Source organism: Conexibacter woesei DSM 14684 (assembly GCF_000025265.1).
Classification (GTDB): Bacteria; Actinomycetota; Thermoleophilia; order Solirubrobacterales; family Solirubrobacteraceae; genus Conexibacter; species Conexibacter woesei.
In genome coordinates this window covers 3,632,600-3,653,702 of record NC_013739.1, presented here as the reverse complement: position 1 = coordinate 3,653,702, position 21,103 = coordinate 3,632,600, and the positions used below count along the sequence as shown (strand labels likewise).

General features: G+C 72.4%; 18 protein-coding genes. 14 read left to right on the top strand and 4 right to left on the bottom strand.

Annotation, left to right across the window (positions count from 1 at the left end):
- Positions 1-2 precede the first annotated feature (2 nt).
- The 6 genes from CWOE_RS17105 to CWOE_RS17080 all read left to right on the top strand — a co-directional run bounded on the left by CWOE_RS17105 (position 3) and on the right by CWOE_RS17080 (position 7,278).
- Positions 3-1,106, top strand: coding sequence for an ABC transporter permease (locus tag CWOE_RS17105; protein ID WP_012934893.1), 1,104 nt, complete (start codon positions 3-5; stop codon positions 1,104-1,106).
- A complete protein-coding gene (locus CWOE_RS17100; protein ID WP_012934892.1) occupies positions 1,106-2,056 on the top strand; it encodes an ABC transporter permease in 951 nt (316 codons plus the stop codon). Before CWOE_RS17105 ends, CWOE_RS17100 begins: the two co-directional genes overlap by 1 nt.
- A gap of 7 nt (positions 2,057-2,063) precedes the next feature.
- Positions 2,064-3,113 carry an ABC transporter ATP-binding protein gene (locus tag CWOE_RS17095; protein WP_012934891.1) on the top strand — a complete coding sequence of 350 codons (1,050 nt, stop codon included), beginning with the start codon at positions 2,064-2,066 and terminating at the stop codon, positions 3,111-3,113.
- Positions 3,110-4,219 (top strand): ABC transporter ATP-binding protein, encoded by a 1,110-nt coding sequence (locus CWOE_RS17090; protein WP_012934890.1) that lies wholly within the window; start codon positions 3,110-3,112, stop codon positions 4,217-4,219. Before CWOE_RS17095 ends, CWOE_RS17090 begins: the two co-directional genes overlap by 4 nt.
- A 91-nt stretch (positions 4,220-4,310) precedes the next feature.
- Entirely contained in the window at positions 4,311-5,717 is a 1,407-nt protein-coding gene (locus CWOE_RS30900; protein WP_012934889.1) for a glycoside hydrolase family protein, read from the top strand.
- A gap of 142 nt (positions 5,718-5,859) precedes the next feature.
- Positions 5,860-7,278: a glycoside hydrolase family 1 protein gene (locus tag CWOE_RS17080; RefSeq protein WP_012934888.1), complete on the top strand. Its 1,419-nt coding sequence runs from the start codon at positions 5,860-5,862 to the stop codon at positions 7,276-7,278.
- Between the two features lie 68 nt (positions 7,279-7,346).
- Here the strand turns inward: CWOE_RS17080 and ppc are convergent, their stop codons facing one another.
- Positions 7,347-9,992 (bottom strand): phosphoenolpyruvate carboxylase, encoded by a 2,646-nt coding sequence (gene ppc, locus CWOE_RS17075; protein WP_012934887.1) that lies wholly within the window; start codon positions 9,990-9,992, stop codon positions 7,347-7,349.
- 148 nt (positions 9,993-10,140) lie between these two features.
- Here ppc and CWOE_RS33885 point away from each other — a divergent pair, with 148 nt between their 5' ends.
- The 6 genes from CWOE_RS33885 to CWOE_RS17045 all read left to right on the top strand — a co-directional run bounded on the left by CWOE_RS33885 (position 10,141) and on the right by CWOE_RS17045 (position 15,097).
- Positions 10,141-11,892 (top strand): methyl-accepting chemotaxis protein, encoded by a 1,752-nt coding sequence (locus CWOE_RS33885; protein WP_012934886.1) that lies wholly within the window; start codon positions 10,141-10,143, stop codon positions 11,890-11,892.
- Between the two features lie 70 nt (positions 11,893-11,962).
- Positions 11,963-12,562 (top strand): hypothetical protein, encoded by a 600-nt coding sequence (locus CWOE_RS17065; RefSeq protein WP_012934885.1) that lies wholly within the window; start codon positions 11,963-11,965, stop codon positions 12,560-12,562.
- A gap of 108 nt (positions 12,563-12,670) precedes the next feature.
- Complete coding sequence (locus CWOE_RS30890) at positions 12,671-13,150, top strand: hypothetical protein (protein ID WP_012934884.1); 480 nt, start codon at positions 12,671-12,673, stop codon at positions 13,148-13,150.
- A 269-nt stretch (positions 13,151-13,419) separates the two neighbouring features.
- Entirely contained in the window at positions 13,420-13,563 is a 144-nt protein-coding gene (locus tag CWOE_RS33515; RefSeq protein WP_160165529.1) for a hypothetical protein, read from the top strand.
- A 74-nt stretch (positions 13,564-13,637) separates the two neighbouring features.
- Entirely contained in the window at positions 13,638-14,204 is a 567-nt protein-coding gene (locus CWOE_RS30885; RefSeq protein WP_160165528.1) for an RNA polymerase sigma factor, read from the top strand.
- Positions 14,201-15,097 carry a hypothetical protein gene (locus CWOE_RS17045; protein ID WP_012934882.1) on the top strand — a complete coding sequence of 299 codons (897 nt, stop codon included), beginning with the start codon at positions 14,201-14,203 and terminating at the stop codon, positions 15,095-15,097. The genes CWOE_RS30885 and CWOE_RS17045 overlap by 4 nt, the downstream gene beginning before the upstream one ends.
- Here CWOE_RS17045 and CWOE_RS17040 read toward each other — a convergent pair.
- A complete protein-coding gene (locus CWOE_RS17040) occupies positions 15,063-16,037 on the bottom strand; it encodes a helix-turn-helix transcriptional regulator (protein ID WP_012934881.1) in 975 nt (324 codons plus the stop codon). The genes CWOE_RS17045 and CWOE_RS17040 overlap by 35 nt on opposite strands.
- Before the next feature lie 96 nt (positions 16,038-16,133).
- Here CWOE_RS17040 and CWOE_RS17035 point away from each other — a divergent pair, with 96 nt between their 5' ends.
- Complete coding sequence (locus tag CWOE_RS17035) at positions 16,134-16,856, top strand: alpha/beta fold hydrolase (protein ID WP_012934880.1); 723 nt, start codon at positions 16,134-16,136, stop codon at positions 16,854-16,856.
- A 110-nt stretch (positions 16,857-16,966) separates the two neighbouring features.
- Positions 16,967-17,848 (top strand): LLM class flavin-dependent oxidoreductase, encoded by an 882-nt coding sequence (locus tag CWOE_RS17030; RefSeq protein ID WP_012934879.1) that lies wholly within the window; start codon positions 16,967-16,969, stop codon positions 17,846-17,848.
- Between the two features lie 176 nt (positions 17,849-18,024).
- On the opposite strand, the gene CWOE_RS30880 is transcribed toward CWOE_RS17030, so the two are convergent.
- Together CWOE_RS30880 and mgrA are read right to left on the bottom strand one after the other, a co-directional pair.
- On the bottom strand, positions 18,025-19,767 hold the full coding sequence (locus CWOE_RS30880) for a hypothetical protein (RefSeq protein ID WP_012934878.1): 1,743 nt from the start codon (positions 19,765-19,767) through the stop codon (positions 18,025-18,027).
- Between the two features lie 291 nt (positions 19,768-20,058).
- Positions 20,059-21,096, bottom strand: a complete 1,038-nt coding sequence (gene mgrA, locus CWOE_RS17020; protein WP_012934877.1) for an L-glyceraldehyde 3-phosphate reductase — start codon at positions 21,094-21,096, stop codon at positions 20,059-20,061.
- Positions 21,097-21,103 lie beyond the last annotated feature (7 nt).

Below are 21,103 nucleotides of genomic sequence, written 5' to 3'. Positions count from 1 at the left end.
CGGTGGCAATAGACCCCGCAACGCCCGACACCACCGGCACCGGCGCGATCCGTCAGGCAGGCGGCGACTTCCCAGTCGCCGCCGGGCCTGACGGAGAGCCCACTGCCGGGATCGGGCCGTACAGACTCGGATTCCGCCGGCTGCGGCGCAACAAGGTCGCGCTCGCATTCGGCGCGTTGTTCCTCGTGATCGTGCTGCTGTGCCTCGCGGCGCCGCTGTACGCGGACCACGTCGCGCAGACGGGCCCCAACGACAACCACGTGACCGAGCAGGTCGACGTGCGCGGCACCGAGAAGGACGTCGTCTCACCCGCCGGCCTGCCGATCGGGCCGACCTGGCAGGGCAGATTCCTGCTCGGCGCCGACCAGAACGGCCGCGACCTCGCGGTCCGCCTGCTCTACGGCGGACGCAATTCGCTCCAGGTCGGCTTCGTCGCGACGCTGATCACGATGCTGCTGGCGACGATCATCGGAATCGTCGCGGGCTTCTTCCGCGGCATGGTCGACGGCGTGCTCGCACGCCTGCTCGACCTGATCTGGGCGTATCCCGTCGTGCTGCTCGGCATCGCGCTCGGCACCTCGCTGGCGCTCGGCGGCATGACGATAGGACCGATCTCGCTGAGCGGGAACTCGCTCTACGTCCCGGCGGTGATCATCGGGATCGTCTACATCCCGTACGTCGCGAAGCCGATTCGCGGGCAGGTGCTCGGCCTGCGCGAGAAGGAGTTCGTCGACGCCGCGCGCGTGCAGGGCGCCAGCTCGCTGCGGATCATGGCGAGAGAGATCCTGCCGAACGTCGCATCGACGCTGATCGTCTTCCTGCCGCTGATGGTCGCCAACGCGATCCTGCTGGAGGCGGCGCTGTCGTACCTCGGCGCCGGCATCCAGCCGCCGAACCCGTCGTGGGGGACGATGATCTCCGACGGCATCCGGCTGATCCCGAGCGCGATCCACCTGACCTTCGTCCCGGGCGCGATGCTCGTGCTCTGCGTCCTGGGCATCAACGTCTTCGGGGATGGCGTGCGCGACGCGCTCGACCCGCGCGCGAGAGTCAGGATCACCGAGAAGGTCAGAGACGACCCGATGGAAGTGATGGTGGAGCACTGATGGTCCGCTTCGTCGTGCGCCGCCTGATCTCGATGGTGCTCGTGATGTTCGCGATCTCCGTCCTGACGTTCCTGATCTTCCAGGCGATTCCCAACGGCGACCCCGCCGTACGGATGGCGGGACGCCTCGCGACGCCGGAGCAGATCGCGCAGATCCGCCAGTCGTGGGGGTTCGACGATCCGCTCTGGCAGCAGTACCTGACGACGATGGAGAAGATCTTCTCGGGCGAGGTGATCTCCTACACGCAGCAGCTCAACGTGCTCGACCAGGTCAAGGCCGCGCTGCCCGCGACGCTGTCGCTGTCGATCGGCGCCGGCATCATCTGGCTCTTCTTCGGCGTCGTCTTCGGCCTCTTCAGCGCGATCAAGGCCGGTCGCTTCACCGACCGCGCGCTGACGGTGCTCGCGCTGATCGGCGTCTCGACGCCGGTCTTCCTGCTCGGCGCCGTCGCGCTGTACTTCCTCGCGTTCAAGATCACGCTCTTCCCCAACGGCGGCTATGTGCCGTTGACGGAGGACCCGATCGACTGGCTCTACCACATGATCCTGCCGTGGTGCGTGCTGTCGGTGCTGTTCATCGGCGTCTACTCGCGCGTGCTGCGCTCCAACGTGCTCGACACGATGAGCGAGGACTACGTCCGCACCGCGCGCGCGAAGGGGATCAGCGAGAAGCGGGTGATGGTCCGGCACGTGCTGCGCAACTCGATGATCCCGATCATCTCGCTGTGGAGCCTCGACTTCGCCGCCGTGATCGGCGGCGGCGCGATCCTGACCGAGTCGGTCTTCAATCTCCAGGGCGTGGGCCAGTACGCTGCCGAAGCGATCCAGTCCCTCGACGTGCCGCCGGTGCTCGTCGTCGTCATGCTGGGCGCGTTCGCCGTGGTGATCCTGAGCGCCGTGACCGACGTCATATTCGCCTTCCTCGACCCCCGCATCCGACTGACGGGCTGATACTCGAATGACCGAAGCCGAACGACTGCTCGACGTCGACGACCTGCGCGTCTCCTTCCGCACTGAGGAGGGCGTTCTGCAGGCGGTCGACAGCGTCTCCTTCCACGTCGACCGCGGCGAGGTGCTCGCGATCGTCGGCGAGTCCGGGTCCGGCAAGACCGTGACCGGGATGTCGCTGATGGGGCTCACACGCTCCCCGAACGCGCGCTTCGAGGGCACCGCGAGATTGGGGGAGACCGAGCTGATCGGCGCCTCCGACAACGACCTGCGCAAGATCCGCGGCAAGCAGATCGCGATGATCTTCCAGGACCCGATGACGGCGCTGAACCCCGTCCAGCGGATCGGCGACCAGATCGTCGAGCAGATCCGCGCGCACGAGCACGTCCACAAGGCGCAGGCGCTCGACCGCGCCGTGCAGCTGATGGAGCGCGTCGGCGTGCCGCGCGCGGCCGAGCGGCTGCGCTCCTACCCGCACGAGTTCTCCGGCGGCATGCGCCAGCGCGTGATGATCGCGATGGCGCTGTCGTGCTCGCCGGAGCTGCTGATCGCCGACGAGCCGACGACCGCGCTCGACGTGACGATCCAGGCGCAGATCCTCAGAGAGCTCGACGAGCTGCGCAGGGAGACGAACGCCGGCGTGATCCTCGTGACGCACGACCTCGGCGTCGTCGCCGAGATCGCCGATCGGGTCGCCGTCATGTACGGCGGCCGGATCGTCGAGCAGGGCACGCTCGACGAGCTGTTCTACGACCCGCAGCACCCGTACACGTGGGGTCTGCTCGGCTCGATCACGCGGATCGACCGCGACCGCCCCGGGCGCCTGCCGGCGATCGCGGGGCTGCCGCCGTCGCTGCTGAACGCGCCCGCGGGCTGCCACTTCCGCCCGCGCTGCCCGCACGAGTTCGACAAGTGCACCGAGAAGCCGCTGCTGGAGGTGCGCGACCCGGCCAAGCCCGGCCACTGCGACCGCTGCTGGCTGGGGCTGGAGGACAAGCGGCGGCTGCGCGACATCGGCGACGGCGAGATCGGGCTCGCGACCAAAGAGGTCGTGGCATGACGGCGGCGGGCGAGAGAGCGCCGCTGCTGGAGGTCGAGCACCTGCAGCTCTACTTCCCGATCAAGAGCGGCGTGATCGTCGACCGCACGATCGGGCACGTGCACGCCGTCGACGACGTCTCGCTCGTGCTGCACGAGGGCGAGACGCTCGGCATCGTCGGCGAGTCCGGCTGCGGCAAGACGACGCTGTCGCGCTCGATCGTGCGGCTGCTGGAGCCGACCGACGGCGTGATCCGCTTCCGCGGCAGAGACATCACGAGAGCGGGGCGCAGAGCGCTCGCCCCGGTGCGGCGCGAGCTGCAGATGGTCTTCCAGGACCCGCAGGCGTCGCTGAACCCGCGCAAGCGCGTCGGGCAGATCGTCTCCGCGCCGCTGACGCTGCACGGCGTCAAGGGCAAGAACGCCGACGCGCGCGTGCGCGAGCTGCTGGAGCGGGTCGGGCTCAACCCCGAGCACGTCAACCGCTTCCCGCACGAGTTCTCCGGCGGCCAGCGGCAGCGGATCGGCGTCGCGCGGGCGCTCGCGGTCGAGCCGAAGCTGATGATGCTCGACGAGCCGGTCTCCGCGCTCGACGTCTCGATCCAGGCGCAGGTGATCAACCTGCTCGACGACCTGCAGGACGAGTTCGGGCTGTCGTACGTCTTCGTCGCCCATGACCTGTCGGTCGTGCGACACGTCTCGGACCGGATCGCGGTGATGTACCTCGGCAAGATCGTCGAGTCCTCGCCGGCCGAGGAGCTGTACGTCAAGCCGATCCACCCGTACACCGTCGGCCTGCTCGGCGCGATCCCGATCCCGGACCCGCGGCAGAACCGCGCCCGCCGCCGGCTCGTCGTCGAGGGCGAGCCGCCGAACCCGATCGACCCGCCGAGCGGCTGCCGCTTCCGCACGCGCTGCCCGCGCGCGACAGACGTGTGTTCGGCGGTCGAGCCGCAGCTGACCGAGTACGCGAACGGCCACGTCGCCGCGTGCCACCACCCGCTCAACGTGACCGCCGAGGAGCTGACGAGCGCGAGACGCTCGCCGCTCAGCCCGCGCAGCTCCGGCGAGGAGCTGCCCGACATCGTCGCCGGCGGCGACGCGGCGGCGGTCGCGGCGGAGGGGTAGGCCCCCGGACGCGCGGCGGAACCTTCGGGGCCGTCGCGGGTTGGCTACAGGAGTGCCCAACCGCAACCAAAGCCGAAGGAGGCCGCCTATCGTGCGCCACCGGATCCTGCTCGCCGCCATCGCAAGTCTCGTCCTGCTCGTGCCCGCCGTGTCGGCGAGCGCGAACAGCAAGCAGTTCACGACCGTCGAAGCGCCCCGAGAGCTGCTGTCCGGCGATCCGGGCGTGTGGCTGTCGCTGATCGACGATCTCGGCGCCGACGCGATCCGGATCCAGGTCGGCTGGCGCAACGTCGCGCCCAAGCCCGACAACCGCCGCGCGCCGTCGTTCAACGCGAGCAACCCGAACGCCTACCCCGACGGCGCCTGGGCGCGCTATGACGCCGCGATCGCGGGCGCGCGCGAGCGCGGGCTCAAGGTCCAGGTGACGCTCGGCGGCCCGGCGCCCGACTGGGCGACGTCCAAGCGCGACGGCCTGACGCGTCCCGACCCGACCGCGTTCGGGCGCTTCTCGACCGCGGTCGCGCGGCGCTACGGCAGCAGAGTCTCGTGGTGGTCGATCTGGAACGAGCCGAACCTCGGCAAGTTCCTCAAGCCGATCGCGAACGACGAGAGCGCGACCGTCTACCGCAACCTCTACACGAAGGCGTACTCGGCGCTCCGCGGCGTCGGCGTGCGCGCCCCGGTCCTGTTCGGCGAGCTGGCCCCGCAGGGCAACTCGCTGCGCGACATCGGGACGATCGCTCCGCTGCGGTTCCTGCGCTCGATGCTCTGCCTCGACGCGAACTACAGAAGAGTCCGCGGCAAGCGCTGCGCGAAGCTGCCGACGCAGGGCTTCGCGATGCACCCGTACTCGACGAAGGCCGGGCCGTTCCTCGTCCCGCCCGCGGACAACGTCACGATCGGCGTGCTGCCGCGGCTCGTCTCCGCGCTCGACAAGGCGGCGCGTGCGGGCGCGATCCCGAGCCGTCTGCCGATCTACATCACCGAGTTCGGCGTCCAGAGCTACCCGGACAAGCGCGTCGGCGTCTCGCTGCCGGCGCAGTCGGACTACCGCTCGATCTCCGAGCGGATCGCATACGGGAACTCCCGCGTGAAGTCGTTCTCGCAGTACCTGCTGAGAGACGACGGCGGCACCGGCTACGAGTACGGTGCGTTCGAGTCCGGCCTCTTCCTCTACAAGGGCGACAAGCCGAAGCCGGCGCTGCACAGCTTTCGCCTGCCGCTCGTCGTCGTGGCGAAGAAGAGCACGAGCACGCGCGCGACGCTGTGGGGCCTCGTGCGCCCCGGCAAGCAGGCGCATCGCGGCGGGACGATCGCGATCGAGTACGCCGACGCGGGCCGCGGCTGGCGCAGACTCGCGTCCCAGCGGTTCGGCTCCAGCGGCTACTGGAAGCGCTCGGTCGCGATGAAGAAGAACCGCAAGTTCCGTGTCAAGTGGACGGCGCCGGACGGCGGCAGATACACCGGCCCGGGGACGCTCGCGCGCTTCGCGCCGTAGACGCGGTCCGTCGTGCATCTCCGCTACCTTCGATGCCTTGACGCGTTAGCACCATCATGAGCCCGCCACGGTCGACCGCACGCGGGCTCGACTCCATCGCGCTCCGGCGCGGTGACCCGTACCCGAAATGGAGGTCGCCTTCGTGCGCCAACGGATCCTGCTCGTCCTCGCCACAGGTCTCACGCTGCTCGTGCCAGCGGTCGCCGCGAACGCCAGCAGCTCGCAGTTCACGACCGTCGAGGCTCCGCGTGAGCTGACGAGAGGATCGCCGGGCGCAGCGCTCGACGAGATCGAGAGCCTCGGCGCCGACGGCATCCGCATCCAGCTCGGCTGGCGCGAGGTCGCGCCGTCGCCGGATTCGCGCACGAAGCCGTCGTTCAACGCGACCGACCCGGCCGCCTACAGCGGCTGGGAGAACTACGACGCCGCGATCGACGGCGCGCGTGAGCGCGGCCTGCTGGTGCAGGTGACGATCACCGGCGGCGCGCCGCGCTGGGCGACCGCCGGCGGCCGTGACGCCGAGGGCCTGACGCGTCCCTCAGCGACGGAGTTCGGCAAGTTCGCGACGGCCGTCGGCCGCCGCTACGGCTCGAAGGTGCAGCTGTGGTCGGTCTGGAACGAGCCGAACCTCGGCAAGCTGCTGAAGCCGATCTACCAGGGCAACAGACTCGCCAGCCCGCTGATCTACCGCGACCTCTACCTGAGAGCGTATGCGGGCCTGAAGACGGCCGGCGTCACCAAGCCGATCCTCGTCGGCGAGCTGGCGCCGCAGAGAAACTCCTCGCGCACGTTCGGCACGGTCGCGCCGATCGACTTCGTCCGCGGGATGCTCTGCCTCGACAAGAGCTACAAGAAGGTCAAGGTCAACGGCAAGACCTGCTCGAAGCTGCCCGCACAGGGCTTCGCGATGCACCCGTACTCGACCCAGGCCGGCCCGTTCCTGAGACCGTCTGACCAGGGCAATGTCGTGATCGGCGTGCTGTCGCGCCTGACGACCGCGCTCGACAAGGCCGCGGCTGCCGGTGCGATCACGGGTCGCCTGCCGCTCTACCTGACGGAGTTCGGTGTCCAGAGCGCGCCCGACAAGCTCGTCGGCGTCCCGCTCGACAAGCAGTCGGACTTCCGCTCGATCGCCGAGCGGATCGCGTACCTGAACCCGCGCGTGAAGTCGTTCTCGCAGTACCTGCTGACCGACGACGACAACCCGACCGGCCGTGCGTACGGCGCGTTCGAGTCGGGTCTGTACCTCAACCGCGGTCACAAGGCGAAGCCGTCGCTGCACAGCTTCCGCCTGCCGCTCGTCGTCGTGCCCGCCAGAGGCAGCACGACGCGCGCGACGCTGTGGGGCCTCGTGCGTCCCGCCAAGAGCTCCGGCTCGGTCACGATCGAGTACAAGGACCGCGGCGCGTGGAGAAGACTCGGCAGCTCGCGCTTCTCCGGCTCCGGCTACTGGACGAAGCCCGTCTCGACGAACGCCAGCCGCTCGTGGCGCGTGAAGTGGACCTCGCCCGAGGGCACCACGTACACGGGCCCGGCGACGAGAGCCCGCACGAAGCCGTAGACCGCGCGCGGCGGCGACCTGCGTCAATCTGCACCCCTAGAGGGAGTGCAGACTGCCGCAGGTCCCGCTCAGCCGGTGTTGCGCATGCCGGCCGCGATCCCCGCCACCGTGTGAAGCAGCGGGGTCTGCGCGTCGGCGTCGTCGGCGCGGGCGCGGCGCAGCAGGTCGACCTGCACGTGCGAGAGCGGGTCGATCCACGGGTTGCGGTGCGACAGCCGCTTCTGCAGCGCCGGCGTGCCGCCGAGCAGCGTGTCGCTGCCGGTGATCTTCAGGACGCGCTCGACCAGCCGCTCGTGCTCGTCGCGGATCGGTGTCCACAGCGCCCGCGCGCCCTCGTCGGTCACCAGCTCGACGTAGCGCTCCGCGACGCCGAGGTCGGACTTGAAGAGCGACATCTCCAACGTCGAGATGACCATCCGGAAGAACGGCCACTGCTCGCGCATCTCCCGCTGCAACGCGAGGTCGCCCGCGTCGAGCGCGGACCCGGCGCCGTACCAGGCCGGCAGCAGCAGGCGGTTCTGCATCCACGCGAAGACCCACGGGATCGCGCGCAGCTCGCGCAGCCTGCGACCGCCGCGTGACGCCGGGCGCGAGCCGATGTTCAGCTCCGCCAGCTCGTCCAGCGGCGACGCCTGGTGCAGCAGCGCGTCGAAGCGCTCGTCGTCGTAGATCAGCGCGCGGTAGGCGCGGCGCGAGTCATCGGCGAGCCGCTGCGCCTCCTCGCGGTAGCGCGCGGGAGGCTCGGCCGGCGGCGCGAGCGTCGCCAGCACGACGCCGGAGAGCGTCTGCTCCAGCGCCCGCTGCGCCAGCTCGGGGTGGGCGTAGCGCTGGGAGATCACCTCGCCCTGCTCGGTGATGCGGATGCGCCCGCGGATCGAGCCGGGCGGCTGCGCGACGATCGCGCGGTGGCTCGGGCCGCCGCCGCGCGAGGTCGAGCCGCCGCGGCCGTGGAAGAAGCGCAGCTTGACGGCGTGCTCGTCGGCGGCCGCCATCAGCCGCTCCTGCGCGGCGTACAGCTCCCACTGCGCGGAGATGAAGCCGCCGTCCTTGGCCGAGTCCGAGTAGCCGAGCATGATCTCCTGCCGCCGCTCGCAGCCGTTCAGGTGCGACGCGTAGGCGGGATCGGCGTAGAGCGTGCTCATCGTCGCCTGCGCGCCGGTGAGATCGTCGACGGTCTCGAACAGCGGCACGATCGGCAGTGCCGGCAGGCCGTCGCGGCCGACGCCGGCGCGGCGCAGCAGGTAGAGCGTGCAGAGCACGTCGGACGGCTGCTCGGCCATCGAGATGATCACCGAGCCGAGCGCGCGGGCGCCGTGGTCCCTGACGCCTCTGGCGATCGCGGCGAAGGCGGCGAGGACCTCGTCGTCGGCGGGCGCCTTCGGCGGTCTGGTGCCCTCCAGCGCCGGGATCGCCTGCGCCAGCAGCGCCTGGCGGCCGGCCTCGTCGGCCTCCGCGTAACCGTCGACGAGCTGCGCGACTGCGGCCTGCAGCGGCCCAGCGCTCTGCCGCACGTCGAGCGCGGCGAGGTGGAAGCCGAACGTCCGCACCTGCACCAGCAGCCGCGCGATCGCGCCACCGGCGACGCGCGCGGAGCTGAGCGAGTTGCGCACCAGCTCGAGGTCGGCGGCCAGCTCGGCGGGGTCGCTGTAGCCGCCCGCCTCGCGCCGGCGGGTCTTCTGCATGCGGCCGGCGATCAGGCCGAGCTTGCGGCGGAACGGCTCGTGCGGGTTGCGGCGGCGGCTGCCGACATTCGGCAGCTCCGCCTCGTCGTGCTCGATCGAGGCGCGCAGGGCGGGGGAGAGGAAGACGTGGTCGTCGGCCTGGGAGAACTCGCGCGCGAGCGCGTCGATGCGTCTGTGCAGCAGCCGCAGCGCGGTTCCACGGTGGAGGTGCAGCGTGCGCGCGATCGACGCGGGGCCGACCTCGGGGTTGCCGTCCATGTCGCCGCCGGCCCAGCTGCCGAAGCGCAGCACAGGCGTCGCGGGCGGCCACGGCATGTCGAAGCAGCGCGACAGCTCGGCGGCGAGCGGCGGCAGCGCGTCGAACAGGACAGCCTCGAAGAAGAACAGCGTGCGGCGCACCTCGTCCTCGACGAGCGGGCGCATGCGGCGGACCTCGTCGGTCTGCCACCAGGTCGTCAGCACCTCGCGCAGCTCGTCCTCCAGCGCGCGGCGGCGGGTCGCGCCGACGCGCGGGTCGTCGAGCTTCTCCATGATCCGCCAGACGGTCTGCTGGTGGTCGAAGACCGAGCGGCGGGTCGCCTCCGTCGGGTGCGCGGTCATCACGAGCCGCACGTCGAGCTGGGCGAGCGCCTCGGCGACGCGCGAGCGCGGCACCTGGCTGACGGCGCCGACGGTCGCCGCGAGCGACTCGCGCTGCGGGACGCTCGTGTCGGAGTCGTACTCGCGTCGGCGGCGCAGCCGCTCCAGCTCCTCGGCGATGTTCGCGAGCTGCAGCTGCATCGAGCAGGCGCGCACGTACGGCGCCAGGCGCGCGGCGGGCTGGCCGCGCAGGAACGTCAGCAGCTGCTCGCCCTGGGCGTCGTCGCCCTCGCGCAGGGCGGCTGCGCTGTCGCGCAGCCAGAAGAGCCGCTCGCGGAAGGCGCGGCCGTTCTGCTCCTCGAGCACGTCGCCGAGCAGCCGTTCGAGCAGGAGCGTGTCGCGGTCGAGCGGATCGAGCGCTCTCGCGGCGGTGGTGGAGGAGAGGGCGGGCATCTCGTACCCATTGTGGCGATCTCACCCATGGAACAGATGTTCCGCGCGTGAAGGCGGCGGGCCGGGCGTGGCACGGCTCAAGAAACGCTTGCGTCTGCCGACTTCATGGAGCGACGCAGGGACAAAAACTGGTGAGGAGTGCATCGGGGTGAAGGGCTTCCTTGGTATCCGCTGGACCGTCGGCCGCAAGCTCGGACTCGCGTTCGGCCTGATGGTCGCGATCGTCCTGACGATGGGATTGATCTCGTTCAAGAACCTCGCGACGTTCGAGCGCCAGCACGAGCGCGTCGTCGACGCGGCGGCGCCGTCGCTGGACGCCGGCACGCGCGCGCAGGTCGACCGCCTCAACGAGACGTTCTCCTCGACGCTCTCCAGCTCGCGCGTGCTGCTCGTGATCGCCCTCGTCGGCGCGGTCCTGATCGCGATCGCGCTGGCGCTGTGGATCACGCTCGCGCTGCAGATGCGGGTGCGGCGCGTGCTCGCCCGCCTGCACCACCTGCGCGACGACTGCGTCACGAACCTGACCGACGGGCTCTCCGCCGTCGCCGGCGGCGACATGACCGTCGTCGTCGAGCAGACGACGCGGCCGATCGGCAGAGTCTCCAGCGACGAGATCGGCGAGATCCAGGTCGCCGTCAACGAGATCCTCGACAAGACGCTCTCCTCGATCACGGCGTACAACGAGATGCGCGAGGAGCTGCGCGCCGCGCTCGGCGACAGATCGTGCCTGGAGGCGCTCGTGCAGCGGATGGACTCGCTGGAGACCGAGACGCTGAGGGACCTCGAACGCGGCCTCACCGCGATGGCAGACGGCGACCTGACCGCGGCGATAGCGTCGCGGACCGAGCCGCTGCCGCCGGCGGAGCCGGGCGCGACGCGCGGCCGCTTGCCGGAGATCTTCGACGGGATGCTCGGCCGCGCGCAGGCGTCGGTCGGCGCGTACGGCGCGATGCAGGCGAAGGTGACCGGGATGCTGCGCGAGATCGCGGAGAGCAGCGCCAGCGTCTCCGCGGCGTCGCAGCAGATGGCGATGACCTCCGAGGAGGCCGGCCGCGCGATCGGCGAGATCGCGACCACGATCGGCGAGGTCGCCCAGGGCGCCGATCGCCAGGTCAGATCGGTCGCCGAGGCGCGCTCGATGACCGAGGAGGTCGCGTCCGCGTCGAAGCTGAGCGCCCACAACGCGCTGGAGACCGCGAGCGCCGCGCAGCAGGCGCGCGAGGTTGCGGTCGAGGGCGCGGACGCGGTGACGCGCGCGACCGAGGCGATGCGCGCCGTGCGCGCGTCCTCGGGCGAGGCGACGAGCACGATCCGCGCGCTCGGCGAGAAGTCGGGCCAGATCGGCGGGATCGTCGCGACGATCACGGGGATCGCGGAGCAGACGAACCTGTTGGCGTTGAACGCGGCGATCGAGGCTGCGCGTGCCGGCGAGCAGGGCCGCGGCTTCGCGGTCGTGGCGGAGGAGGTCCGCAAGCTCGCCGAGGAGTCGCAGCAGGCCGCCGCGTCGATCGGCGGGCTGATCTCCGAGATCCAGAGCGAGACCGGCCGCGCGGTCGAGGTCGTCGAGACCGGCGCGCGCCAGACCGAGGACGGCGCCGCGACGGTCGAGCAGGCGCGCGCGTCGTTCGAGCGGATCGGCGGCTCGGTCGAGGACATGCACGGCCGCGTCGACCAGATCGCGACCGCGATCGAGCAGATCGCGGCCAGCTCGCTGCGGATGCAGGAGACGATGGTGCAGGTCGCCTCGGTCGCCGAGCAGTCCTCCGCGTCGAGCGAGCAGGTGTCCGCTTCCACAGAGCAGACATCGGCTTCCACCCAGCAGATCGCCTCCTCCGCACAGGCGCTCGCGCGCACCGCCGAGGAGCTGGACGCGCTCGTCAGCCAGTTCACGCTCACCTGAGGCGGCGGTCGCGTCTGTTCGGCCGGTAACCGGCGCGACGCGTCGGGGTGCGAGCGTACGCTGCCGCCCGATGGCGGACGACAGTCCGATCCTGCTCGGCGACGAGGTGCAGAAGGCGCACCCGTCGCTGCGTCTCTTCCTGATGCACCCCGATCTGGGATTGCGGGAGATGGATGACGAGATCGTGGTCGAGCCCGATGCGCGCGAGCTGAGCGTCGGCTGGCTCGCGCTGCCGGTCGCGGAGCAGCGCCTGCGCAAGCGCGACATGCGGCGCGCGCTGCTGGATCTCGCAGCGGCGAGAGAGGACGCCCGTTTCGGGCCGCTGCTCGTCGAGCCCGGCGGGGGCTTCGTGCTCGTCTGGCTCGACCCGTGGAAGCGGGACGCGCTGCAGGGGGAGCTGATGCGCGCGTGGTGGGAGCCGGCGCAGGAGCGGCCGCTGCCGGTCGCGCGCGGGCGCAGGCGGGTGAGCCGCGAGACGCGGGCGCGGATTCATCGCGCTTGGGAGGCGTACGGCTGGAGGGCGACCGCCATCGTGGCGATCGGTGTCTTCACGTGGCTGATGAGCGACACGTGGCACAGCGCGGCGGTCGTGCTCGTCGTCGCGTTGACGATCGCTGCGACGATCGGCGACGCGCTGAAGCTGTGGTACGAGGGCAGCGACGAGTCGTGACGATCGTGTGACTTTCGGGCGAAGGGTGAGCAGGTTCACACCGGAATCGCGGCGGGCGCGCCACAGTGGATCACCAACTCGCTCACCAGCACCCTGAAACGGAGTCCCATGAACACCGCCGCGCACGCAACCGACCGCCTCACCGCCCCGAGCACGCCGCGGCCGCTGGCGCGGCTCCGTGCGCGGCTGGCGCCGAGCACGCTCGACCGCCGCATCGCCGCGGGCGCCGAGCCGTGGACCGACCCGGACCTGGGCGCCCGCGCGGCGCGGCTGACGCGCCGCGGATCGCGTCGCCAGATCGCGAACGGGCTCGAGTCGGCGGTCCTCGACACGCGCGCCGGCGTCAGCCCGAACCCGCTGCGGCTCGTCGCGCCCGTCGCGCGCACGACCGTCAGCGAGGCCGGCGACGACGTGCTGATGCTCGCGCAGCGCCTGCGCGCGCCGGAGCCGGTCCGCCCGCAGGGGATCGCGCTCGCGCGCCTGCTGCTGGTCGACGGGGCCGGCCCGCTCTACTCCGCCGGCGACGCGCTGCCGCTGGTCGCCCGCCGAGCGCTCGCCGCGCTCGACGACGCGCCTGTCGCCGCCTGAGCGACGACTGGGCTGAGGGCCGGCGCGTGCGCGCGCCGGCCCGCGCTGCTTGACGAATCGCACCTGGGCGCGCGTCCGCGCGCTACTCCATCCCGGCGCGCTCGACCGCTGGCTCGCCGCCGGCGCCGGACCCGTCCCGCGACCCCGAGCTGGCCGCCCGCGCGACGTTGCTGCTGCGCCGCACGACGCGACTGCAGATCGCCGAGGGCTTGGCAGCCGCGGTTGCCTCCGCGCACTCCAGATCCCAGGGCCACCCGCTGAGTGCGGTCGTGCCCGTCGCGGGCCCGGCCGTCCGCGCCGCGATCGACGACCTCGTCGCGCTCGCGCTGCGGCTGCGGGCGCCCGAGCCGGTCCGCCCGGCGCGCGGTCGTCCTGGATTGCTGTCGCAGAGCGACCACGATCCAGGACGATGACTGCCGCGCGGCGCCGCCCGTCGCGGCCCGTCGTCGGTCACAGCTTTCGCGCTCGCGCGAGATGCTTGGTGATGATGGAGCTCCACGACGACGCGCTGCTCGCGGCGGCGGCCGGCGGTGACGCGGACGCGTTCGCCGCCTTCTACCGCCGCCACCTCGCCGTCGTCGTCGGCTACATGGTGCGCCGCACGGGCAACCCCGAGGTCGCGGCTGACCTCGCCGCCGAGACGTTCGCCGCCGCGCTGCTGGCCTGCCCGCGCTACCGCCCGGGCGTGACGGCGGCGCGCGCGTGGTTGCTCGCGATCGGCGAGCACAAGCTGCTCGACAGCCGTCGGCGCGGGCGCGTCGAGAGCGCTGCGCGCCGCCGGCTGGCGATGGAGCGGATCGAGCTGACCGACGACGACCTCGACCGCGTCGAGGAGCTGGCCGCACATGACCGCGCCCACCCTCCCGCCGCGCTGCTGGACGCGGTCGAGCACCTCGGCGAGGAGCAGCGCGTGGCAGTTCTCGCGCGCGTCGTGGACGAGCGCGACTACGCGGAGATCGCGGCCGAGCTGCGCTGCTCGGAGGCGGTCGTGCGCAAGCGCGTCAGCCGCGGCCTGGCGCGGCTGCGCACGCAACTGAGAGGAGCGGAGGCATGAGCGCGTTCTTCGACGAGCTGGAACGGGAGCTGCGCAGAGCGACCGTCCGCCGCGCAGCGGCGCAGCGGGCCGCGCGTGTCTCGCTGCTGCGCCGGGCGCCGATCGCGGCGACCGTCGCGGCGGCGCTGCTGATCGCCGTCAGCGCGGCCGCGGGGTTCGTCGCGCTGCGCCCGCAGGGGCCAGACGCGACGACGCCCTCAGGACGTCAGGGGACGCTTCCCGCCGCGACGGTGCCGCGGGACCCTCCGTTGACGAGCGAGCAGCGGGCCGAGCCGGCGTTGCGCGACCTGCTCGCGGCGCTGCGCCGGCCCCAGCACGACGTCGAGCGCGACGGGTATGCGATCGCACGTGCGGGCGCCGTGCTGCCGCGCGCCGCCGACCCGAGCCCGGCCCGGTCCGGCTGGCCCGGCGCGCGTGTGCTGCTGCCGTCGGTTCGACGCGCCGTGGCCAGCTCGCACGGCGCGGTGTGGCTCGTCCCGTTTCGTCCCGGCGCACGTGGACCGGCGGGGGGGAGACCGGCGCCCGGCGACCGCATCGCCGTCGTGCTGGAGGTGCGGCGCCCCGGTCGCTCGAGACCGACCGCGTGGACGACGGGCGTGACGCCGCCGACGCGGGCGCTCGACGAGACAGGGTTCGTCATCGCCGCGAGCGACGGAGCGTCGGCGTCGACCGCCGCGCTGGTCCCGGACGGCGTCCGCTGGGTGCGAGCGCTGTACGCCGACAGCCCGGCGGTGGAGGAGCGCTCGCCCGCGGTCGGCGTGGAGGACAACGTCGCGCTCCTGCCGGGCCGGACACGGGCCGCGGGCCGCGCCGAGTATCCGCGCAAGGTCATCTGGTACGACGGGAACGACCGCGTGATCAAGCGCTTCCGCCCGCATCCGCCGCGTCCGTGAGCCGCCGCGCGACGACGCGCAGCTCGTCGCGCAGCGCGTCCGGTCTGCGCACGACGAGCGGGGCGCCGAGGCCGGCGAGCAGGCGGGCCATGCCGTCGAGCCGTTCGGCGCGGGCACGCAGCAGCACGCCGCCGCCGTCGGGGAGCTGCTCCAGCTCGGCGGTGTGCGGCGGGACCTGGCGGCGGATCTCGGCGAGCGGCGCGTCGAGCACGACCTCGACCTCGTTCGTCCACGGCACGCGCGCGAGCGCGCGGTTGACGTGCTCGACGGCGTCGAAGCCGGGCGGCTTCGGCGCGGCTCTGCGCAGTATCCGCACGGAGCCGATGCGGTCCAGCCGCAGCGTGCGCAGCTCCCCGCGGCCGTGGTCGTGGGCGGAGAGGTACCAGCGTCCGTTGTGGAAGACGACCCCGTACGGGTCCAGCTGGCGCGTCGAGGCCGCGCCGTCGCGCGTCGCGTAGGCGACCTCGACGCGGCGCTCGCGTCCGATCGCGTCGGCGAGCGCGAGCACGGTCTCGGTCTGCGGCGGCGCCGGCGCATGCGGTGCCGGCCGCGTGAAGCCGAGCGCCTGCTCCAGCGCCCGCACGCGCTCGCGCAGCTCGACCGGCAGCACGCGGCGCAGTTTCTGCAGCGCGCTCTCGACCGCCGGGGCGGCGGTCGTCAGGCCGCTGCTCTGCGCGGCGAGCAGCCCCAGCACGACGGCGCTCGCCTCGTCGTCGGTCAGCATCAGCGGCGGCAGCTTGAAGCCGGGGCGCAGCCGGTAACCGCCGCGGCGGCCGCGGTCGGCCTCGACGGGGATCCCCAACTCCTCCAGCTTCGCGATGTAGCGGCGGACAGTGCGGTGGTCGACGCCGAGCCGCTGCGCCAGCTCCGGGCCGGTCACCTGCTGGCGGTCCTGCAGCAGCTCCAGCAGTTCGAGCACGCGCGTCGTCGGACGGGACATACAGAGAAGGAAATCACGAAATGAGGGCAGAAACCGCCCTGATTGGCTTCTAGGGTCTACGACATGCCCGCAGTCAACGACGAAGGAGCGACAACCATGGCCACGATCGTGCTCGTCCCCGGTGCCTGCCTCGGCGCCTGGGCCTGGTCCGAGGTCACCCCGCGGCTCGAGGCGGCCGGTCACGACGTCCACCCGCTGACGCTCACCGGCCTCGGCGGGCAGGAGCGCGACGCCGACGTGAGCGGCGTCGACCTCTCGGTGCACGGGCGTGACGTCGTCGCGCTGCTGGAGCGCGAGGAGCTGCGCGACGTCGTGCTCGTCGGCCACTCGTACTCCGGCGGCGCGATCACGGCTGCGGCGGAGCTGGCGCCGGAGCGGATCGCGCGGCTCGTCTACCTCGACGCGGAGATCCCGCAGGACGGCGTCTCGGCGTTCGCGGGCGCCGGGCCGGAGTTCGAGGGCGCGATCACGTCAGCGGCCGAGGCCGGCGGCGACCCGACGCGCGTGCCGTTCTTCACCGATGCCGAGCTGGAGACGTACTACGGCGAGCACGAGCTGACCGCCGAGCAGATCGCCGCGATCCGCACGCAGGGCGCCGGTCACCCGATCGCCGGCTTCCACGAGGCGCTGGATCTGACGAACGCGGACGCCGCCGCGCTCCCGCGCACGTACGTCACGTGCCTCAGACGCAGCTTCCCGTCGCCAGTCGACGCGGCGACGCCTGGCTGGAGCCATGTGACGCTCGACGCCGGCCACTGGCCGATGTTCTCCCAGCCGGCGGCGACGGCGGAGGTGCTCGACCGGGTCGCGCGCGGATGACAGCCGGGCGGCCGGGCGGCGCACGACGGTCTAGTAGTTGCGCGCACAACAAGATCGGCTACGATGTCGTTTGATTGTGTAGGCAACTACTTGACCGCAGGAGACCCGCGATGGCCACGACCCGCCCGACGCCCGACCTCGGCCTCTTCCTCACGCCGGAGGCGGCGAGCTACCCCGACCTGCTGCGGCAGGTCGACGCGGCCGAGCGCGGCGGGCTCGACCTGATCGGGATCCAGGACCACCCGTACCAGGCGCGCTTCCTCGACACGTTCGCGCTGATCGCCACGCTGCTGGCGAAGACCGAGCGGCTGCGGTTCCTGCCCGACGTCGCGAGCCTCCCGCTGCGGCCGCCGGCGCTGCTCGCCAAGCAGGCCGCGTCGCTCGACGTGATGAGCGGCGGCCGCTTCGAGCTGGGGCTCGGTGCCGGCGCGTTCTGGGAGGGTGTCGCGGCGATGGGCGGGCCGGTGCGCACCCCCGGCGAGTCGGTCGACGCGCTGGCAGAGGCGATCGCGATCGTGCGCGCGGCGTGGAGCGAGCGCTCCGTCCGCTTCCACGGCGATCACTACACCGTCGACGGCTTCCGTCCCGGTCCGCCGCCGGCGCACGAGATCGGCATCTGGATCGGGGCGATCAAGCCGCGGATGCTGCGGCTGACGGGCCGCTTGGCGGACGGCTGGCTGCCGTCGAGCAGCTACGTCCCGCCGAGCGCGGTGCCCGCGATGACGAGTGAGATCGACGCCGCCGCCGAGCGCGCCGGGCGTGACCCCGCGGCGATCCGGCGCGTGTACAACGTCGGCGGCGAGATCGCCGACGGCCCGGTGCGCGGGCTGCTGCAGGGGCCGCCGGAGCACTGGGTGCAGACGCTGAGCGCGTTCGGCGCCGATCTCGGCTTCGACGGCTTCCTCTTCTGGCCGTCCGGCGGCGACACCGTCGAGCAGATCGAGCGCTTCGCGGCCGAGGTGGCGCCGGCGGTCCGCGCGGCGGCGGCCTGAGGCCGGCTGACGCCGCGCTTGAGGTCGCGCCCGGCCCGTGCACGACGGAAGGGCCGCCTTCGTGGTCTTCCTTGCGGTTGACTCGATTGACGACCCTTCTGATGCTCACTATGGACCGGTGCGGCCGGCAGTGCAACGGAGAATGTAAGCATTGTTACAAGGAGTGGGGGCGAGTGTCAGCCGGTGACCGGCGGTGCCGGCCCGCTCGGCTGCCGCGCTCCGACGACCGTCGCGATCGCGCGCGCGACGTTGTCGGCGGGCGTGCGCTCCTGCTCGTCCGCGCGAGCGCCTGCCCGCACGACGAGCCGCCCGCCGCGCGCGGCGGCGAGCGACAGCTCGACGGTCGCGTGACCGCCGGCCGGCAGACGTGCCAGGCGGCACGCGCCGCCGCCGCGGACACTCACGCAGTCGGTGCGCGGGAGCAGCGCGACGCCGCGCACCGGGAGTCCTGCGCGGCGAGCGGAGACGGCGATCCGCACGTCGGTCGCGGAGCTCGGGCCGCGGTTCGCGACGTGGACGCGCACGCGCGCGGGGCCGGGGACGCGCACGCGCTGCCGCACCGGCGCAGCTCGGACGACGAGATCGACCGCGTCGGACATCGCGGTGGCGGCGTTCTCCGCGATCGGAGCAGCGGGGACGCCGGGAGCGCCCGGGACGCCCGGCGTACCGGACGGGCCGTGCGGCGGCTGCGGCGGGGGAGGTGGTCTGCGCGCGACGTTCAGCAGCGTGCAGACGACGACGTCGGCGCCCGCCGGCTCGAACCGCAGGCGCGTCGCGACGTCTGCGGCGATGACCGGGCCGCGGCCGGCGCGCGAGCGGCATGCGATCGCGGTCGCGTAGCCGGCCTGCGTCGTTCCCGTCGCGGCGTGCTCGGAGACGGTCACCGGTCCGGAGCCGACGCGCTCCGGCGGGGCGACGGTGCCGTCGCCGGCTGCGCTCGCGACGAGGCGGCCGTTCACGCGCAGGTCGAAGCGCCCGGGGTCGCCGCCGGGCTCGATCGCGGTGCGCAGGACGACCGCGGGCGCGCGCACGTTCGCGAAGCGGCAGGTCACGTCGCGCTGCCGGTCGAAGCGGAGCGTGGTCTCGGTCCCGACCTCCTGCACGACCGGCTCGCCGGTCGCGTCGTCGAGGCAGCGCACGACGCTGGCGTAGCTCTCCAGCCGCGTCCCGGGCGCGGCTCGCTCGGCGACCGTGATCGCCGCGAACGGGTTGCTGAACGGGCCGGCGGTCGCGCCGTCGCCGACGGCGGTCGCGACCGGCACCCCGCCGAGCAGCAGGTCGAAGCGGCCGTCGTCGCCGGCGGGCAGCAGCCGGTTGGCGAGCATGACGGCGCAGTCGCCGCCGCCGAACGCGACCCCGTCGATGAAGTTGCCCTGGCTCGGGTCGCTCGACGCGCTCGAGACGGCCTCGAAGCCGAGCCGCGTCGTCGTCAGCTCCGGCGGGACGCGGTAGACCCCGACCACCTGCTGCCACTCCGTGTTCGACGTCGTGACGGTCCGTGACGCGTCCGGCGGCCCGCCGGGCGGACCGATCTCGATCCGCATCGTGTCGTCCCCTCTGCGCCCGCGATGGAAGATCCGGTAGACGAACGTCTCACCGGGCGTCGTCGCGACGTCCTGGAACAGCTCGGAGGGCTCGGTGCCGGCCAGCTCGGCGAACTGGTCGCCGTCGGCGGACGGCACCCCGTTGTAGCCTGACTGCCACAGCTCGATGCGGTGGTCGGAGGCGGTCGTGTGCCAGCCCGGGACCTTTTCCTCCGGAAACTGGTAGAAGCCGCCGACGGCCGGCTCCTCGAAGCTGCCGTTGACGGGTCCGCGCGCGGTCGCGCAGACGGCGGCGTCCGCAGCTCCGCTGCCGGCGGCCGCGGCGAGGAGCGCGACCGCAGTCAGCACCACGAGACGCCGCGTCGGCACCCTCATGGCGAGCGGTGTGCCCACGCGCTGGCAGCCTGAACCCATCGCGGCCGAAGCCGGCGCCGCCGGGCCAGAAATGGGGCCGGCCGGGCACAAGGCCCGGCCGGTTACCCCCGGTCATGAATCGCCACTAACTACAAACGTCCCAGGACTTGTGTCTGATGCCTGGGCAACTGGACACTCCCGACCTCCGGGACTGGCCGCCGGCCACGAGGGCCGGCGCGTGGCCCGGACTGAGCCCCGAAGGGCTCCGGCCGAGTGGGCGATCCGCCGGACGACCCACTCTAGCGCGTGCGCTCAGTCGACCTCGGCCGACTCGGCCCAGAGGTTGATCCCCGCCTCGGTCGTGCGGTCCTCGATCTCCTGCAGCTCCTCGTCGGAGAAGGACAGGTTGTCGAGCGCCCCGAGGTTGTCCTCGAGCTGCGCGACGCTGCTGGCGCCGACGAGCGTCGAGGTCACGCGCGGGTCGCGCAGCGTCCAGGCGAGCGCCATCTGCGCCAGCGACTGGCCGCGCCGCTGCGCGATCTCGTTCAGCGCGCGGATGTGCGCGAGCGTTCTCTCGTCCAGCCAGCCGGGGTCGAGCGAGGTTCTTCTCGCCGCGCGCGAGTCGGACGGGATGCCGTCGAGGTAGCGGTCGGTCAGCATCCCCTGCGCCAGCGGCGTGAAGACGATCGAGCCGACGCCGTGCTCGCCGATCACGTCGAGCAGGCCTCTCTCGATCCAGCGGTTCAGCAGCGAGTACGACGGCTGGTGGATCAGCAGCGGCGTGCCGAGGTCGCGCAGGATCCCGATCGCCTCGGCGGTGCGCGGCGAGCCGTAGGAGGAGATCCCGACGTAGAGCGCCTTGCCCTGCTGGACGGCTGTGTGGAGCGCGCCCATCGTCTCCTCCAGCGGCGTGTCCGGGTCGAAGCGGTGGGAGTAGAAGATGTCGACGTAGTCGAGCCCCATCCGCTTCAGCGACTGGTCGAGCGAGGCGAGCAGGTACTTGCGCGAGCCGAACTCGCCGTACGGCCCGGGCCACATGTCCCAGCCGGCCTTCGTCGAGACGATCAGCTCGTCGCGGTAGGGCCGCAGGTCCTCGCGCATGATGTGGCCGAAGTTCGTCTCGGCGGAGCCGTACGGCGGCCCGTAGTTGTTCGCGAGGTCGAAGTGCGTGACGCCGAGGTCGAACGCGCGGCGCAGGATCGCGCGCTGGTTCTCCAGCGGCCGGTCGTCGCCGAAGTTGTGCCAGAGGCCGAGCGAGATCGCCGGCAGCAGCAGGCCGCTGCGCCCGCAGCGGCGGTATTGCATCGTCGTCTCGTAGCGGTCCGCGGCAGCGGTGTAGGAGGAGGCCATGGCGTGA

Bases quoted from the DNA above. Each gene is read 5' to 3' on its own strand.
- CWOE_RS17090 (WP_012934890.1), top strand. From the start codon at position 3,110: ATGACGGCGGCGGGCGAGAGAGCGCCGCTGCTGGAGGTCGAGCACCTG.
- CWOE_RS17045 (WP_012934882.1), top strand. From the start codon at position 14,201: ATGAGCGCGTTCTTCGACGAGCTGGAACGGGAGCTGCGCAGAGCGACC.
- mgrA (WP_012934877.1), bottom strand. From the start codon at position 21,096: ATGGCCTCCTCCTACACCGCTGCCGCGGACCGCTACGAGACGACGATG.
- CWOE_RS17095 (WP_012934891.1), top strand. From the start codon at position 2,064: ATGACCGAAGCCGAACGACTGCTCGACGTCGACGACCTGCGCGTCTCC.
- ppc (WP_012934887.1), bottom strand. From the start codon at position 9,992: ATGCCCGCCCTCTCCTCCACCACCGCCGCGAGAGCGCTCGATCCGCTC.
- CWOE_RS17030 (WP_012934879.1), top strand. From the start codon at position 16,967: ATGGCCACGACCCGCCCGACGCCCGACCTCGGCCTCTTCCTCACGCCG.
- CWOE_RS17065 (WP_012934885.1), top strand. From the start codon at position 11,963: ATGGCGGACGACAGTCCGATCCTGCTCGGCGACGAGGTGCAGAAGGCG.
- CWOE_RS17035 (WP_012934880.1), top strand. From the start codon at position 16,134: ATGGCCACGATCGTGCTCGTCCCCGGTGCCTGCCTCGGCGCCTGGGCC.
- CWOE_RS30880 (WP_012934878.1), bottom strand. From the start codon at position 19,767: ATGAGGGTGCCGACGCGGCGTCTCGTGGTGCTGACTGCGGTCGCGCTC.
- CWOE_RS17040 (WP_012934881.1), bottom strand. From the start codon at position 16,037: ATGTCCCGTCCGACGACGCGCGTGCTCGAACTGCTGGAGCTGCTGCAG.
- CWOE_RS17100 (WP_012934892.1), top strand. From the start codon at position 1,106: ATGGTCCGCTTCGTCGTGCGCCGCCTGATCTCGATGGTGCTCGTGATG.
- CWOE_RS30885 (WP_160165528.1), top strand. From the start codon at position 13,638: ATGGAGCTCCACGACGACGCGCTGCTCGCGGCGGCGGCCGGCGGTGAC.
- CWOE_RS30890 (WP_012934884.1), top strand. From the start codon at position 12,671: ATGAACACCGCCGCGCACGCAACCGACCGCCTCACCGCCCCGAGCACG.